The organism is Brucella tritici, from assembly GCF_902825325.1.
Taxonomy (GTDB): Bacteria; Pseudomonadota; Alphaproteobacteria; order Rhizobiales; family Rhizobiaceae; genus Brucella.
Genome location: NZ_CADEAR010000003.1, coordinates 150,204 through 164,709 on the forward strand (window position 1 = coordinate 150,204; position 14,506 = coordinate 164,709).

The following is a 14,506-nucleotide window of genomic DNA, read 5'->3' on the forward strand; positions in this document are numbered from 1 at the left end:
TCACGCCTCCAGCGCTGGCAGGATGCCGCTCGAAACCGCACCGGAAAGCACGCCGTCAGCGACCAGATCGGCGGCATTCTTCAGGTCGTCAGCCATGTAGCGGTCGTCTTCCAACGTCGGCACGCGGCCGCGCAATGCCGCGATCACCTTGGCAAGCTCAGGGCTGGTGGTCAGCGGTTCGCGCAGTTCCACGCCCAGTCCGCCGGTCAGCGCTTCGATGCCGATAATGGCATTGAGGTTGGCGGTCATCTGCAACAGGCGGCGCGCGCCGTGGCAGGCCATGGACACATGGTCTTCCTGATTGGCCGAGGTTGGGGTGGAATCGACGGAAGCTGGATGCGCCATCTGCTTGTTTTCGCTCATCAGCGCGGCAGAGGTGACTTCTGCGATCATGAGGCCGGAATTGAGCCCCGGCTTGCGGGCAAGAAAGGCTGGAAGCCCGAAGGAAAGCGCCGGATCGACCAGAAGCGCAATGCGGCGCTGCGAAATCGCGCCAATTTCACAGACCGCAAGCGCAATCTGGTCGGCCGCGAAGGCAACAGGCTCGGCGTGGAAGTTACCGCCCGATACTGCGCGCCCGTCCGAGAGAACGAGCGGATTGTCGGTAACCGCATTGGCTTCGATTTCCAGCGTGCGCGCGGCTTGTCGCAGAATGTCGAGGCAGGCGCCATCAACCTGCGGCTGGCAGCGAATGCAATAAGGGTCCTGCACGCGCTGGTCGCCTTCGAGATGGCTCTGGCGAATGACAGAACCTTCGAGCAGGGCGCGTAGTGCACGGCCAGCGTCGATCTGACCCTTATGGCCGCGCAGCGTGTGGATTTCCTCATGGAACGGCGCATCCGATCCCATGGCGGCATCAGTGGACAATGCGCCGGTGATGAGTGCGGTCTGCGCGGCGCGATGCGCGCGGAAGAGACCTGCCAGTGCGAGGGCAGTCGAGGTCTGCGTGCCGTTGATGAGTGCGAGACCTTCCTTGGCAGCCAGAACGACAGGTTTCAGTCCGGCTTTTTCCAGTGCCTTCGCACTCGGTAAACGCTCGCCCTGATAGAAGGCTTCACCTTCGCCGATCATGGCGGCAGTCATATGGGCCAGCGGCGCAAGGTCGCCGGACGCGCCGACGGATCCCTTTTCCGGGATCATCGGGATCACGCCTTTTTCCAGCATGTCTTCGATGAGAGCGATCACTTCAAGTCGCACGCCGGATGCGCCGCGACCGAGCGAGATCAGCTTCAGTGCCATGATGAGGCGCACGATGTTTTCCGCAAGTGGCTCGCCGACGCCGCAGCAATGCGACAGGATCAAATTGCGCTGGAGCGTGGCGACATCGCCTGCTGCAATGCGGATCGAGGCGAGTTTACCGAAGCCGGTATTGATGCCGTAAACCGGTTCATCCCCCGCTGCGATTTCCGCAATGCGCGCTGCCGCCTTTTCAACGCCAGCATGGAAGGCAGGATCGATGCGAACGGGGAGGCCATCGCGATAGATTTTTTCCAGCGTTTCCAGCGGGACAGAACCGGGCTTGAGGATGATGGTCATAGAAGGCTCCATAAGAGCGCATCCCGAAAAGTGTGAAGCGGTTTTCGAAAAAGATGCGCGGTTCGAAACAACAATTAAAGCTGGCCCTTGAATACCCGCTTCCAGAGCGGATTGAAGCCTATGCGGTAAACGAGTTCAGCCGGACGCTCGACGTTCCATATGGCGAGATCGGCGTCCTTGCCGATTTCGAGCGTGCCGGTCTGGTCGAGAAGGCCGAGGGCGCGTGCTGCTTCGCGAGTGACGCCTGCGATGCATTCATCGACGGTCATGCGGAACAGAGTTGCACCCATATTCATGGTGAGCAGAAGCGAGGTCAGCGGCGATGTGCCCGGATTGTTGTCGGTGGCGAGCGCCATCTTGGTGCCAGCGGCGCGGAAGGCTTCAACTGGCGGCTTTTGCGTTTCGCGGATGAAGTAATAAGCGCCGGGAAGCAGCACGGCCACTGTTCCGGCCTTGGCCATTGCGGCGGCACTTTCCGCATCGGTATATTCGAGATGGTCCGCAGAAAGCGCTCCATAGGAGGCGGCAAGCGCCGCACCATGCAGATTGGACAACTGGTCGGCATGAAGCTTGACCGGTATATTATGGGCCTTGGCCGCATCGAAGACGCGGGCGATTTCGTCGGGCAGGAAGGCTATCCCTTCGCAAAAACCATCAACCGCATCAGCCAATCCTTGATCGGCGATAGCCGGAAGCATGTCGTTGATGACGCGGTCGATATAGGCGGCCTTGTCGCCGTTCATTTCCGGAGGCAGGGCGTGCGCGCCGAGGAAGGTGGTGCGGATCGCAACGTCGCGCTCTTCAGCAAGGCGACGGGCGGCCTTCAGTGACTTGATTTCGCTGTCGCGGTCGAGACCGTAACCGGATTTGACTTCGACAGTGGTGACACCTTCGGCAATCAGCGCATCGAGACGGGGCAGGGTTTCGCGCACCAGATCGTCTTCGCTGGCTGCGCGCAGGTTTTTGACCGAGGAAACAATGCCGCCACCAGCACGCGCGACTTCCTCATAGGATGCGCCGCTGAGACGGAGTTCGAATTCATGCGCGCGATTGCCTGCATGGACGAGATGGGTGTGGCAATCAATCAATCCCGGCGTGATGAGCCGGTTGCCGCAATCTATTTTCTCGAAGGATGCATATTCAGCGGGCAGGGTATTTTCCGGACCGACATAAGCGATCTTGCCGTTTTTAACGGCAAGCGCTGCATTGTCGATGAGGCCCAGGCCTTCGGAGTTTTCACCCAGCGTGGCGATACGGGCGTTGCTGAAAATGTAGCCTGTTTTATCTGACATGAGCGTTTTCTCGCTTCCCCTGTTTTTCAATAATGTATATACATATTAGCGGAACCGCCAAGAGAAAAAATGCATCCATTTGCGATCTGTTGAAAGATCAGCGTGAAAATCTGGCGAAATGAGGAGCCTGTTCGAATGTCTGCTGCAGCCACCGAAATGCAATTTATCCATGCCGGACAGGCGCTTCTGCAAACCGGTTGGGCGAATGATGTGCGGCTTGGCATGGCGGATGGAAAAATCGCATCAGTGGAAACTGGTATCAGCGCGCAGTCGGGAGATGAGCATCACGCAGTAATCATTTCCGGCATGCCAAACCTGCACAGCCATGCGTTCCAATACGGCATGGCTGGATTGGCTGAGCGGCGCGGTTCGTCTGCCGACAGCTTCTGGAGCTGGCGCGAGATTATGTACAAATTTGCGCTCACCATGTCGCCGGAACAGGCCGAAGCCGTGGCATTGCGGCTCTATGTCGATATGCTTGAAGCCGGTTTCACCCGCGTCGGCGAGTTTCATTACCTGCATCACGATCGCGACGGCACGCCTTACGGCAATATCTCGGAAATGGCCGACCGCATTGTTTCCGCAGCCAAGGCGGCAGGCATCGGTCTGACGCTTCTGCCCGTCTTTTATGCGCATTCGGGTTTTGGCGGTGCTGTTCCGAACGAAGGACAGCGGCGGTTCATCAACAATCCTGAACGTTTCGCGCGGCTGATCGAAGGCTGCAAGCAAGCGCTGGCGGGTTTCGACGGTGCGGTTCTGGGTGTGGCACCTCACAGCCTGCGCGCTGTGACGCAGGATGAACTGGGCGTCGTGACGAAGCTCCTGCCCGACGCGCCGGTGCATATCCATGTGGCCGAACAAGTGAAGGAAGTCGAGGACTGTGTTGCATGGTCGGGTAAGCGCCCGGTCGAATGGCTTCTTGACCATCAGGATTTATCTTCGCGCTGGTGCCTCATTCATGCGACCCATATGACCGATGATGAAACGCAGCGCATGGCCAAGGCCGGGGCGATTGCCGGTCTCTGCCCCGTGACCGAAGCCAATCTCGGTGACGGAACGTTCAACGCGACGGTGTTTACTGCTGCTGACGGCAAGTTCGGCATCGGCTCGGATTCCAATGTGCTAATCGGCATTGGCGACGAATTGCGCCAGCTGGAATATTCGCAGCGTCTCCAACATCGCGCCCGCAACGTGCTTGCTGAAAATGAAGGATCAACGGGCCGCGCGCTGTTCGATGGCGCGGTAACGGGCGGCAACATCGCGATGGGGTGCGCAGGTGAAGGCTTGAAACAAGGGGCTTCGGCGGATTTTGTGGCGCTGGATACCGGGCGTCTGCCGCACGCCAAGGGCGATACTGTGCTGGATGGATGGCTGTTCGGCGGTCGCGCACGACCGTCCGACGTGTGGGTGCGCGGCGTTAAACAGGTGGAAGGCGGGCGTCACCGCTTGCGTGATCAGGCGGAGCGTGCTTTCCAGAAAACCCTTGGCGAATTACTTGCCTGACAGGAGACGGCATGGCTGGCGAAGATTTGATCGCAAAGGATGTACCAGTTCTTTCGCTGCACCAGCGTATTCTGGACGATATAGAATCGCGCATCCTGTCGGGAGAATGGCTGCCCGGCCATCGCATCCCTTTCGAGCACGAGCTGACAGAGCAGTATGGCTGTTCGCGCATGACGGTGAACAAGGCGCTGACCCAGCTTGCCAAAGCGGGCCTGATCGAGCGCAAGCGGCGCTCCGGCAGCTTCGTTTCCTTTCCGCAATCGCAGGCGGCGATCCTGGAAATCCACGATATCCGCGATGAGGTGGCAGCGCTTGGTGCCGCCTATCGGTTCGAGCTGACGAGCAGGCGCGAGCGATTGAGCGGGCCTGCGGATGCACGGCATATCGACATGCCGCGCCACACGCCGCTGGTTGAACTCGTCTGCCGTCATTATGCGGGCAAGCGCGTCTTTGCGCTGGAAGAGCGCATTATCAGTCTGCATGCTGTTCCAACAGCAGCGCAGACTGATTTTGCCGAAAACTCTCCGGGGCCATGGCTGGTTTCGTGTGTGCCATGGAGCAGCGCAAAGCACTCTATACGCGCGATTGCCGCCACGCCGGAGAATGCGGGCAAGCTTGGCATTCCGCTGGGCTCGCCCTGTCTGGTGATCGAACGGCAGACCTGGAATGCCGACCAGCCGGTAACGCATGTGCGTTTCACCTATCCCGGCGACAGCCATGCGCTGGTGGCGAATTTCACGCCGTCGCAGGGAGGATGAAAAGGCAGCAGACGAATCGGCAGGCTTTTCTTTATGGTTTAACCGTCAATTTTCCGACCATGTCCGGGTGAAACCGGCAGTAATAATTCACCGTTTCGGGCGAATTGAGAACCTGTTTCGTAATTTTTTTGGGTGGAAGCAGAATATCCCATCCTCCCTTTACGGTCGCGGTATGCTGCATGGGATCTTTATTATTCCATTCGATCACATCGCCAACATTCGCTTCAATATTCGGCGGGGAGAACGCGAGCTTCTCGACCGTAACCTCTATCATTTTCGCCTTTGCCGGGGCGCTGATAATCAGAAACCCGGCAAGTATCGTGGCGGCTTGAGCATATCTCATATGACTGTTCCTATTTCAAAGACATGGCGATGTGTTCGGCATGTTTCTCGTGGCTCTGGAACAATTTGAGACCGGTTTCGAGCAGGCTTTTCAGCTCGGCATTGCTGGCGGATGGGATGAGCGTGGTTTTCAGAGCCTTGTTGACTTCCTTGTGATAGGCAACTTCGTTGTCGACATAGGATTTGTCGAAGGCTGCGCCATCAAGCTTGCTCAATTTTGCCAGTTCGTCTGCAGCCGCTTTGGACAAGGCTTTGCTTGTGTCGTTATCCTCTGGTGTGACCTTGAGTTTCTTGACCAGAGCGAGCGCTTGCTGATTGACCGCTTCATGATCGCGCACCATGGTCTGTGCAAACTCGAGCACCATTTTGTTTTTGGATTTTTCAAGTGCTTGCTTGGCGGCTGCGACGTCGATAGCGCCTGCCGTGTAAGCAATATGGGCTATCGCCGGATCGTGTAATTTTCCGTCATGGGCGATTGCCAGAGACAGGCTGCCGCAAATGCAAATTGCAGCAACGGATACAACTGAACGAATAGACATGGAACTCTCCCTTTCCCGGCAATATTCCGGTCTGTTTTTTTAGCGACAGCTATTGGATGCAGGAGAATTCAAAAGGTTCCTGATATCAGGTCTGCTTTTCCAGCCGCGCCAGAACGGCGGTTATGATCCGTTCGCAGCGTTTGCCTGCAAAGGGGAATGCATCGAGCAGCACGGGGCCGATTTTTTCGTCCAGCTGTTTGCGCAGCAAATATCGGGCGCGATGAAGACGGGTCTTCACGGTCTGCGGACGCAGATTCAGTAATTCGGCGGTTTCGTCCACGCTCAAGCCCTCGATGACCCGTGCGACGAATACAAGGCGGAAAATTTCCGGCAGATTGTCCGTTGCCTGTTCGACCAGCTGCAAAATCTGGCGCTGCGCAAAACCGCGTTCGGGATCGTCCGTGCTTATGGCAGAGGGGAACGGGATGATATTGTCCGCTGATGTGTCGGGCAATGTGTCGAGAAGTTTCTCGGCCTTCCGGGTCTTGCGCAGGCGACCGAGTGCTTCGTGAATTGCGATGCGGGACAACCACGTGGTCAGGCTGGACTGACCGCGAAAGCGATCAAGGCTCCTGAAGGCCAGAAAATAGGTCTCCTGAACCACGTCTTCCGCTTCGGCATCGTTGCGCAGGATGCTGCGGGCCAAACGATAGAGCCGCTGGTTGTTGGTCTGCATGATTTTGCGCAGCGCATCCAGATCGTGCATTTGTGCGCATTGAGCAAGCGCAAGATCACCCTGAAATGTCGGTGAGATGGCCGGTATGGCTGTTTTTGCACGCATGGGTCAAACTCCTGTGGAGTTTATTGGATGTATGCGAGGTCAAAAGGTTCCCGAAGATATATAGTGTCCGTTTTACGAAACGTTCCAAATGATACTACCGTTCGCCAATTTCTGGCAGCAGACAAAAAAGCCGCCGCAGGGGAACAGCGGCGGCTAAAAGGCAGCATGACTTGGGTGAAGATCAGGCTGCGCGTTTGATGGCGTCGCCGAGGATGGACACGATGGTGTCGATCTGCTCCTTTTCCACGATAAGCGGCGGCGAAAGCGCGATCACATCGCCGGTCACGCGGATGAGCAGGCCCTTCTGGAAGCAATCCACAAAAATATCGTAGGCGCGTGCGCCCGGTGCATCCTTGCGCGACGAGAGTTCGATTGCGCCAACCAGACCGAGGTTGCGAATGTCGATGACGTTCGAAACGCCCTTGAGCGAATGAAGCGCTTCTTGCCAATGATTGGCAAGCTCTGCACCGCGTGTCAGCAGGCCTTCTTCGGCATAGACTTCCAGTGTTGCAAGACCGGCAGCAGCAGCAACCGGATGGCCGGAATAGGTGTAGCCATGGAACAGCTCGATGGCGTTTTCCGGGCCGGTCATCAGGCCGTCATAGACCTTGCGGGCGGCGAAGACTGCGCCCATCGGGATGGCACCGTTGGTCAGGCCCTTGGCCGTCGTCACAAGATCAGGCACGACGCCGAAATAATCAACGGCAAACGGCGTGCCGAGGCGGCCAAAACCGGTGATGACTTCGTCGAAGATCAGGAGGATGCCATGCTTGTCTGCTGTGGCACGGAGGCGTTCCAGATAGCCCTTTGGCGGCAGGATGACGCCAGCCGAACCGGACATCGGTTCAACGATAACCGCAGCGATCTTTTCAGCACCATGCAGCTGGACGAGACGTTCCAGATCTTCGGCAAGTTCGATGCCGTTTGCAGGCAGGCCCTTGGAGAAGGCGTTCTTCTCGATATCGAGCGTATGGCGCAGATGGTCGGCAGGAATCTGGGGGAATACACGGCGGTTATTGACAAGGCCGCCGACGGAAATGCCGCCGAAACCAACACCGTGATAACCCTTCTCACGACCCAGAACCATGGTGCGGGTGCCTTGGCCGATGGCGCGCTGATAAGCGATGGCGATTTTCAGTGCGGTGTCGACCGATTCCGAACCGGAATTGGTGAAGAATACGCGGTCGAGTTTTGCATCCGGTCCACCCGGCGCGATGGCTGCGAGCTTTTCAGCAAAGTCAAAAGCTACATTATGGCCCATCTGGAAGGTGGGAGCGAAATCCATGGTCGAAATCTGGCGCTCGACGGCTTCGGTAATGCGCTTGCGACCATGGCCGGCATTGCAGCACCATAGACCAGCCGTGCCATCCAGAACCTGATTGCCGTCGGTGTCGGTGTAATACATGCCCGAGGCACTTGCGAGCAGGCGAGGCGCTGCCTTGAACTGCCGGTTCGCGGTGAACGGCATCCAGAAGTTCTCAAGGCTTGGCGTGTTGGTTTTGGTGAGCATAGTTACCTCCTATTTGTAAGCAGCAGGCCACGCTTTGCGAGGTGCAACAAGTCCTTTTCTTGAGGATATTAAGCCATTGTTTTTATGTAGAGTAATTATCAGGTTTGTGCTATATCGAACATCATAAACATGAGGGGAAGGTTCGATGAGCATCGATATTGGCGGGCGGCTTCGCTATGTGCGCATGCGGCAGAATCTGTCGCAGCGTGAACTTGCCAAGAGGGCAGGTGTGACGAACTCCACGGTCTCCCTCATCGAAGCCAATCAGTCCAATCCGTCCGTCGGTGCATTGAAGCGCATTCTCGACGGCATTCCCATCGGCATGGCCGAGTTTTTCGCACTCGAACCGGATGCGCCTCACAAGGTATTCTATCAGGCCGAGGAGTTGGTGGAAATCGGCAAGGGGCCGATTTCTTATCGTCAGGTGGGCGACCATCTGTTTTCGCGCTCTTTACAGATACTGAAGGAGCGATATGAGCCGGTTTCCGACACGGGAAAAGTGCTTTTGATGCACGAGGGTGAGGAAGGCGGCATCGTCATTTCGGGTCGCATCGAAGTGACTGTCGGCAGTGAACGCCGCATTCTGGGGCCGGGTGATGCTTATTATTTTTCCAGCAAGCTGCCGCACCGGTTCCGTTGCGTCGGACCGGTGCCATGCGAAATCGTCAGCGCCTGCACGCCACCGAGTTTTTGAATCGCCTCGGAAAGGCGATTCAATTTCGTGCACGTATTCTTATTCGTAGCGGGAGATACCGAGATCGTCGGCCCGGATATCCGGCTTGTTGCCGGAAATGAGGTCGGCGAGCAATTTGCCGGAACCACACGACATGGTCCAGCCGAGCGTTCCATGACCGGCGTTGATGAACACGTTGTCGTAGCGCGTTGCGCCGATGATCGGCGTGGAATCTGGCGTCATCGGGCGCAGGCCGGACCAGAAGGTTGCTGCTTTCAGATCGCCGCCGGGGAACAGGTCGGTGACCGACAGATCGAGCGTCGCGCGGCGCGCGGCGGGAAGATCCTTGGTGAAACCTGACACTTCCGCCATGCCGCCGACGCGAATGCGGTCGCCAAGGCGGGTGATGGCAATCTTGTAGCTTTCGTCCAAAACCGTCGAAACCGGCGCGCGATCCTCATCGACGATTGGCGCGGTGATGGAATAGCCTTTCACCGGATAGATCGGGGCGTTGAGGCCCAGCGATTTGACGAGCGCTGGCGTATAGCTGCCGAGCGCGACGACATAACGGTCGGCGGTCAGAACGCCCTCGGAGGTCTCGACACCGGAAACCTTGCCGCCGGACATCAGCAACGACTTGATGTTGACGCCAAAGCGGAATTTCACGCCAAGCCCTTCGGCAATCTTTGCCAGCGCATTGGTGAATTTGAAGCAGTCGCCGGTTTCGTCATGCGGCAGACGCAAGCCACCGACGAACTTATCCTTCACGCGGGCAAGCGCCGGTTCCACTTTGGCGCATCCGTCGCGGTCGAGGACTTCGAACGGTACGCCGTCCTGACGCAGCACTTCAATGTCCTTGCCGATGCCATCGAGCTGGTACTGCTCGCGGAAAAGCTGGAGCGTGCCCTGCATGCGCTGGTCATATTCGATGCCGGTTTCCTTGCGCAGATCGACAAGGCAGTCGCGCGCATATTCGGCAACGCGCACCATGCGGGTCTTGTTGACCTTGTAGCGGTTGTCGGTGCAGTTCGCGAGCATCTGCATCAGCCAGCTATATTGAGCCGGGTCGCAGGTCGGGCGCAGGATGAGCGGCGCGTGCTTCTGGAACAGCCATTTCGCAGCCTTGAACGGAATGCCGGGTGCGGCCCATGGCGACGCGTAACCGGGTGAAACCTGACCCGCATTGGCGAAGCTTGTTTCCAGTGCCGGGCCTTCTTCGCGGTCGACAACGGTTACCTCGTGACCGAGTTTGGCGAGGTAGTAGGCTGTTGTGACGCCGATAACGCCGCTGCCGAGGATGGTGATCTGCATGTTCGCCTCTTGTCTTATGCTTTTATGCCGCTCGCGCCGCTCTCCACGTAGACACGTGCATAACGGTTGCCGAGCGCAGTCAGAATTTCATAGGGAATGGTGTCGCAGTCGCGCGCCACGTCTTCGAGACGCTGGTGCGGACCAATCAGTTCCACAAGGCTGCCGAGTTTCAGCGTGCCTTCCGGCAATGCGCTGACGTCGAGCGTGATCGAGTCCATCGATACTCGGCCGATGACTGGCAGGCGCGTATCACCGAAGAAGGCCGCGCCCTTGTTGCTGAGAGAACGGAACCAGCCATCGGCATAGCCGACGGCAATTGTGGCCACCCGCATTGGGCCTTCGGCTATATAGGTGCCGCCATAGCCAACAGCCGCGCCCTTGTCGATGTCGCGCACCTGGATGACACGTGCCGAAAGGGTGAGGACAGGAACGATCTCGCTTTTAGGTCCAACGCCATAAAGCGCGACACCGGGGCGGGCGAGGTCGAAATGATAGGTCTTGTCGAGAAAGGTTCCGCCGGAATTGGCAAAAGCAACCGGCAGTTTTGGCAGACGCGCAAGCAGGGCGGTCATATTGGCAAGCTGACGGGCATTTGCCGCATTTTCCGGCTCGTCGCCGCTTGCCAGATGGCTGATGACAAACTTGATGTCGATGTTGTCCAAAAGAGCTGAACTCTCCTGAAGGCGTTCAAATTCCTTCGGCGACAGGCCGAGACGTGACATGCCGGTATCGAGCTGGAGCAGGGCGGGCAGCTTCTTGCCCTGTCTGGCGGCGAGTGCGGCCCAGTTTTCAATCTGTTCCAGCGAGTTGAGTACCGGCAAAATGCCTTCGCGGGCGCATGCTTCTTCCGTTCCCGGCTGAAGACCATTCAGGACGTAAAGGGTCGCATCGGGCTGGAGAAATGGCTTCAGTGCAATGGCTTCGCCAAGATGCGCAACGAAGAAATCACGGCAACCGGCATCGTAAAAAGCTGGCGCGACACGGCTGGCGCCGAGCCCGTAGGCATCTGCCTTGACGACGGCGGCCGCGCGGGTGGGTGCTATATGACGGGCAATGGCCGAATAATTGTGGCGCAGCGCCGAAAGGTCGATGGTCAATACGCCACCGGCAGCAAGATCGCGCTCATCCTGTGAAAATTGCATCGACATATCAACCATTTACACGGTTCTTTCCAAACTGCTCACTACTCTACGAGAACGCTTGGAGCGTCATTGTCGATATGGATCGTCTGCCGCCCAAAGCATATAAGCCTTGGTTGAGAAACCTTGTGACTCCTCACTCCCAAAGCTTGCCCGCATATTAGTCGAAGACTATTCGAATGTTTTTGCTATTTGTCGCATATTATGCGAATTTCGGCACATCTTGCGCATATTTTAGCTTTCAGGTTGAAGATTATTCATGCCGACGCTCGACAGTATTGACCGCAATATCATCCGCTGCCTGCGCCGGGATGGGCGCATGACCAACAGCCATCTTGCCAGCGAAGTGGGGCTTTCGCAGTCCGCCTGCCTGCGGAGGGTGCAAATATTGGAGGAAAGCGGCGTTATCCGTGGCTATACGGCCATCGTCGGCTCATCCGATGGTGATGAGCGGCTGGTCGCCATCGTGCGTATCACGCTCGACCGGCAGACGGAGGAATTCCTGAACCGTTTCGAGGAGGCCGTGCGGCGGCACCCGGAAGTACAGGAATGCTATCTCATGACGGGGGACGCGGATTATATTCTGCGTGTCGAAGCCGAAAATGCTGCGGCTTATGAGATCATTCACAAGGAAATCCTGTCGCGACTGCCCGGCGTCGCGCGCATCCATTCCAGTTTCGCCATCCGAACGGTGCTCCTGTCGAAAGCGCCGACTTCACGCGGCTGAAATGAAAAAAGCCCGGCACTGACCGGGCTTTTCTATTCAAACGTATCCTTTTTAACGGAATTCGTAGCGAAGACCGGCACGGATCGTGTGCATGTTGAAGCCATTGTCCTTGGCCTGCGTTCCGGTTGCGCCCGGTCCTTCAGCATTGCCGTAAGGATTGGTGCTGCGGTCGGCGGCGTCGAAACCGTAGGCTTTGCCGCCATTGATGCGCATATAGCGGTAGCCGACATCCAGCTTGAGTTGCTCGGTCAGATCGTAGCTGACACCGGCCATTAGAGCCATTGCAAAGCGCCAGCTGTCCAGCCCGTCCTTTTCGCTTGAATAGGTGCAGCCAGCACAAACTTCATGGGTCTTCCAGTCGTCATATTGTACATAGGCAGCGCCCAGACCGGCGCCTAAATAAGGTGTGACTGGTCCTACGCGCGGCAGGTCGACATAGGCGTTAGCCATGGCCGTCCAGATATTGGCCGTCGAAGAATCCTCGTAATTGCAATTATCCTCAACCGGGTTGAAGCCCTTGCTGGATTTCACATAGCTTGGGCAGGCGGTGCGCCCGTTGATGCCCGCGCGGAAGAAGTCGAGCGTGGCATCGGCACGGAACATGTCGGTGAAGCGGTAACCGACACCCACTCCATAAGTCGCGCCTGCCTTGAGGTTGAAATCGTCATAGCGCAGCGTATCGTCAATGCCGCGATAGGGCGGATCGAACTGGTTCCAGAAGCTCCAGTCGCCATCCGTGCTCGATTTGAAATTGTAACCGAGGTCGCCACGAATATACCAGCCGGAGGAATTAACCGGTTCCGGCATGGGCTCGATGACAGGGTCTGCAATTATATCGGCGGCAAACGCCGCTCCTGATCCCGCCATCAGACTGATAGCCACGATGGCAATGGCGGAAGTGCACTTCATCGGTTCCCACTCCAAATCCGAACAGAAAAACGGCCACGAGCCGTACTGCCGAATATGGTAAAGAGATATGTTTAACACTTGGTTATTTTTAAGTAACTTTGCGGTGCATCATTCGCCGGTACTCGCGTGTGGCGCGATATTATAAAAGTAATTGCTAAAATATCGGAGCCGACGCGAAGCCGGCTCCGTTAGCTGTCAAAAATCTATGGAATGGATGATCGACTTGTCGATATCGTTGATATCGCGCTTGCCGCAAAGCGCCATCGTGACATCCAGTTCCTTGCGGATGATTTCCAGCGCCAGCGTTACGCCATCCTTGCCCATCGCGCCGAGGCCATAGAGGAACGGACGGCCGATGAACACACCCTGCGCACCGAGCGCGCGGGCTTTAAGCACATCCTGACCGGAGCGGATACCGCCATCGACATGCACTTCGATCTTGTCGCCGACAGCGTCAACGATCGGCTGCAGCATGGAGATAGAAGACGGTGCGCCATCAAGCTGACGTCCACCGTGGTTCGACACGATGATTGCGTCTGCACCTGACTTTGCCGCCATCCTGGCGTCTTCGGCATCGAGAATGCCCTTGAGGATGAGCTTGCCACCCCATTGTTCCTTGATCCAGGCCACGTCGTTCCAGTTGAGCTGCGGATCGAACTGTTCCGCCGTCCAGGAGGAAAGCGAGGAAAGGTCGGTGACGTTCTTGGCGTGACCGGCGATGTTGCGGAATGTGCGGCGCTGCGTGCCCATCATGCCAAGGCACCAGCCGGGGCGGGTCGCCATCTGCCAGATATGCTTTGGGGTGAATTTCGGCGGAGCTGAAAGGCCGTTGCGGATATCCTTGTGGCGCTGGCCGAGAATCTGAAGGTCGAGTGTCAGCACCAATGCCGAGCAACCGGCAGCCTTGGCGCGACCGATCAGATTCTTCACGAAGTCGCGGTCCTTCATCACGTAGAGCTGGAACCAGAACGGCTTCTTGGTGACCGAAGCGACATCTTCAATGGAGCAGATGCTCATGGTCGAAAGGGTGAAGGAAACGCCGAAGGCTTCAGCTGCTTGCGCTGCCAGCATTTCACCGTCGGCGTGCTGCATGCCTGTCAGGCCTGTCGGGGCGAGCGCTACCGGCATGGACACTTTTTCGCCGATCATCGTCGTTTCCAGCGAACGGTTCGTCATGTCGACGAGGACGCGCTGGCGCAGCTTGATCTTCTTGAAGTCGTCTTCGTTTGCGCGATATGTCGACTCGGTCCAGGCACCAGAATCCGCGTAATCAAAGAACATCTTGGGGACGCGGCGCTGGGCAAGCCGCTTCAAATCGGCGATTTCAACGATGTTGGGCATCTATCCCACCCCTTGTGGTAATTTTTCTTGACCAATCGCATGACGGATCGCGCGGCTGAAATCAAGTACGAACAAGTATCGAATAACAATTGCCTCGCGGTTAATTGAAGGAACAGGTAATTCCACTTATGATATTGGCACCCGC

14 protein-coding genes are annotated in these 14,506 nt (G+C 57.3%); 4 read left to right on the top strand and 10 right to left on the bottom strand.

The features are described from left to right. A complete protein-coding gene (hutH, locus tag HWX93_RS05195; protein ID WP_176036732.1) occupies window positions 1-1,536 on the bottom strand; it encodes a histidine ammonia-lyase in 1,536 nt (511 codons plus the stop codon). A gap of 74 nt (window positions 1,537-1,610) precedes the next feature. Then, window positions 1,611-2,828, bottom strand: a complete 1,218-nt coding sequence (hutI, locus tag HWX93_RS05200; protein WP_176036733.1) for an imidazolonepropionase — start codon at window positions 2,826-2,828, stop codon at window positions 1,611-1,613. A gap of 135 nt (window positions 2,829-2,963) precedes the next feature. Here hutI and HWX93_RS05205 point away from each other — a divergent pair, with 135 nt between their 5' ends. Both HWX93_RS05205 and hutC read left to right on the top strand, forming a co-directional pair. Further along, the gene (locus HWX93_RS05205; RefSeq protein ID WP_176036734.1) at window positions 2,964-4,331 is read left to right on the top strand and encodes a formimidoylglutamate deiminase; all 1,368 of its coding nucleotides are present in this window, start codon (window positions 2,964-2,966) and stop codon (window positions 4,329-4,331) included. Between the two features lie 11 nt (window positions 4,332-4,342). Further along, window positions 4,343-5,089, top strand: coding sequence for a histidine utilization repressor (gene hutC / locus HWX93_RS05210; RefSeq protein ID WP_176036735.1), 747 nt, complete (start codon window positions 4,343-4,345; stop codon window positions 5,087-5,089). A 31-nt stretch (window positions 5,090-5,120) separates the two neighbouring features. On the opposite strand, the gene HWX93_RS05215 is transcribed toward hutC, so the two are convergent. From HWX93_RS05215 to HWX93_RS05230, 4 genes are all read right to left on the bottom strand, one after another. Further along, complete coding sequence (locus tag HWX93_RS05215) at window positions 5,121-5,432, bottom strand: cupredoxin domain-containing protein (protein ID WP_109987316.1); 312 nt, start codon at window positions 5,430-5,432, stop codon at window positions 5,121-5,123. Between the two features lie 10 nt (window positions 5,433-5,442). After that, the gene (locus HWX93_RS05220) at window positions 5,443-5,970 is read right to left on the bottom strand and encodes a DUF4142 domain-containing protein (RefSeq protein WP_109987315.1); all 528 of its coding nucleotides are present in this window, start codon (window positions 5,968-5,970) and stop codon (window positions 5,443-5,445) included. Window positions 5,971-6,055: 85 nt separating this feature from the next. Continuing rightward, a complete protein-coding gene (locus HWX93_RS05225; protein ID WP_176036736.1) occupies window positions 6,056-6,751 on the bottom strand; it encodes an RNA polymerase sigma factor in 696 nt (231 codons plus the stop codon). Between the two features lie 181 nt (window positions 6,752-6,932). After that, window positions 6,933-8,261, bottom strand: a complete 1,329-nt coding sequence (locus HWX93_RS05230) for an aspartate aminotransferase family protein (protein WP_176036737.1) — start codon at window positions 8,259-8,261, stop codon at window positions 6,933-6,935. A gap of 145 nt (window positions 8,262-8,406) precedes the next feature. Between HWX93_RS05230 and HWX93_RS05235 the strand changes: the two genes are divergently transcribed. Further along, window positions 8,407-8,955: a cupin domain-containing protein gene (locus tag HWX93_RS05235; RefSeq protein WP_176036738.1), complete on the top strand. Its 549-nt coding sequence runs from the start codon at window positions 8,407-8,409 to the stop codon at window positions 8,953-8,955. A gap of 39 nt (window positions 8,956-8,994) precedes the next feature. On the opposite strand, the gene HWX93_RS05240 is transcribed toward HWX93_RS05235, so the two are convergent. Both HWX93_RS05240 and alr read right to left on the bottom strand, forming a co-directional pair. Continuing rightward, complete coding sequence (locus tag HWX93_RS05240; RefSeq protein ID WP_176036739.1) at window positions 8,995-10,245, bottom strand: D-amino acid dehydrogenase; 1,251 nt, start codon at window positions 10,243-10,245, stop codon at window positions 8,995-8,997. A gap of 14 nt (window positions 10,246-10,259) precedes the next feature. Then, the gene (gene alr / locus HWX93_RS05245; RefSeq protein ID WP_176036740.1) at window positions 10,260-11,402 is read right to left on the bottom strand and encodes an alanine racemase; all 1,143 of its coding nucleotides are present in this window, start codon (window positions 11,400-11,402) and stop codon (window positions 10,260-10,262) included. A gap of 241 nt (window positions 11,403-11,643) precedes the next feature. On the opposite strand from alr, the gene HWX93_RS05250 reads away from it, so the two are divergent. Further along, complete coding sequence (locus HWX93_RS05250; protein ID WP_010659515.1) at window positions 11,644-12,111, top strand: Lrp/AsnC family transcriptional regulator; 468 nt, start codon at window positions 11,644-11,646, stop codon at window positions 12,109-12,111. A 51-nt stretch (window positions 12,112-12,162) separates the two neighbouring features. Here the strand turns inward: HWX93_RS05250 and HWX93_RS05255 are convergent, their stop codons facing one another. Together HWX93_RS05255 and HWX93_RS05260 are read right to left on the bottom strand one after the other, a co-directional pair. Next, the gene (locus HWX93_RS05255) at window positions 12,163-13,020 is read right to left on the bottom strand and encodes an outer membrane protein (protein ID WP_109987309.1); all 858 of its coding nucleotides are present in this window, start codon (window positions 13,018-13,020) and stop codon (window positions 12,163-12,165) included. A gap of 195 nt (window positions 13,021-13,215) precedes the next feature. Continuing rightward, window positions 13,216-14,361, bottom strand: coding sequence for an alpha-hydroxy acid oxidase (locus HWX93_RS05260; protein WP_176036741.1), 1,146 nt, complete (start codon window positions 14,359-14,361; stop codon window positions 13,216-13,218). Window positions 14,362-14,506: the final 145 nt, after the last annotated feature.

What these genes read in the sequence shown, in the direction of transcription:
- hutH (WP_176036732.1), bottom strand. Translation starts at nt 1,536, where the DNA reads ATGACCATCATCCTCAAGCCCGGTTCTGTCCCGCTGGAAACGCTGGAA.
- hutI (WP_176036733.1), bottom strand. Translation starts at nt 2,828, where the DNA reads ATGTCAGATAAAACAGGCTACATTTTCAGCAACGCCCGTATCGCCACG.
- HWX93_RS05205 (WP_176036734.1), top strand. Translation starts at nt 2,964, where the DNA reads ATGTCTGCTGCAGCCACCGAAATGCAATTTATCCATGCCGGACAGGCG.
- hutC (WP_176036735.1), top strand. Translation starts at nt 4,343, where the DNA reads ATGGCTGGCGAAGATTTGATCGCAAAGGATGTACCAGTTCTTTCGCTG.
- HWX93_RS05215 (WP_109987316.1), bottom strand. Translation starts at nt 5,432, where the DNA reads ATGAGATATGCTCAAGCCGCCACGATACTTGCCGGGTTTCTGATTATC.
- HWX93_RS05220 (WP_109987315.1), bottom strand. Translation starts at nt 5,970, where the DNA reads ATGTCTATTCGTTCAGTTGTATCCGTTGCTGCAATTTGCATTTGCGGC.
- HWX93_RS05225 (WP_176036736.1), bottom strand. Translation starts at nt 6,751, where the DNA reads ATGCGTGCAAAAACAGCCATACCGGCCATCTCACCGACATTTCAGGGT.
- HWX93_RS05230 (WP_176036737.1), bottom strand. Translation starts at nt 8,261, where the DNA reads ATGCTCACCAAAACCAACACGCCAAGCCTTGAGAACTTCTGGATGCCG.
- HWX93_RS05235 (WP_176036738.1), top strand. Translation starts at nt 8,407, where the DNA reads ATGAGCATCGATATTGGCGGGCGGCTTCGCTATGTGCGCATGCGGCAG.
- HWX93_RS05240 (WP_176036739.1), bottom strand. Translation starts at nt 10,245, where the DNA reads ATGCAGATCACCATCCTCGGCAGCGGCGTTATCGGCGTCACAACAGCC.
- alr (WP_176036740.1), bottom strand. Translation starts at nt 11,402, where the DNA reads ATGGTTGATATGTCGATGCAATTTTCACAGGATGAGCGCGATCTTGCT.
- HWX93_RS05250 (WP_010659515.1), top strand. Translation starts at nt 11,644, where the DNA reads ATGCCGACGCTCGACAGTATTGACCGCAATATCATCCGCTGCCTGCGC.
- HWX93_RS05255 (WP_109987309.1), bottom strand. Translation starts at nt 13,020, where the DNA reads ATGAAGTGCACTTCCGCCATTGCCATCGTGGCTATCAGTCTGATGGCG.
- HWX93_RS05260 (WP_176036741.1), bottom strand. Translation starts at nt 14,361, where the DNA reads ATGCCCAACATCGTTGAAATCGCCGATTTGAAGCGGCTTGCCCAGCGC.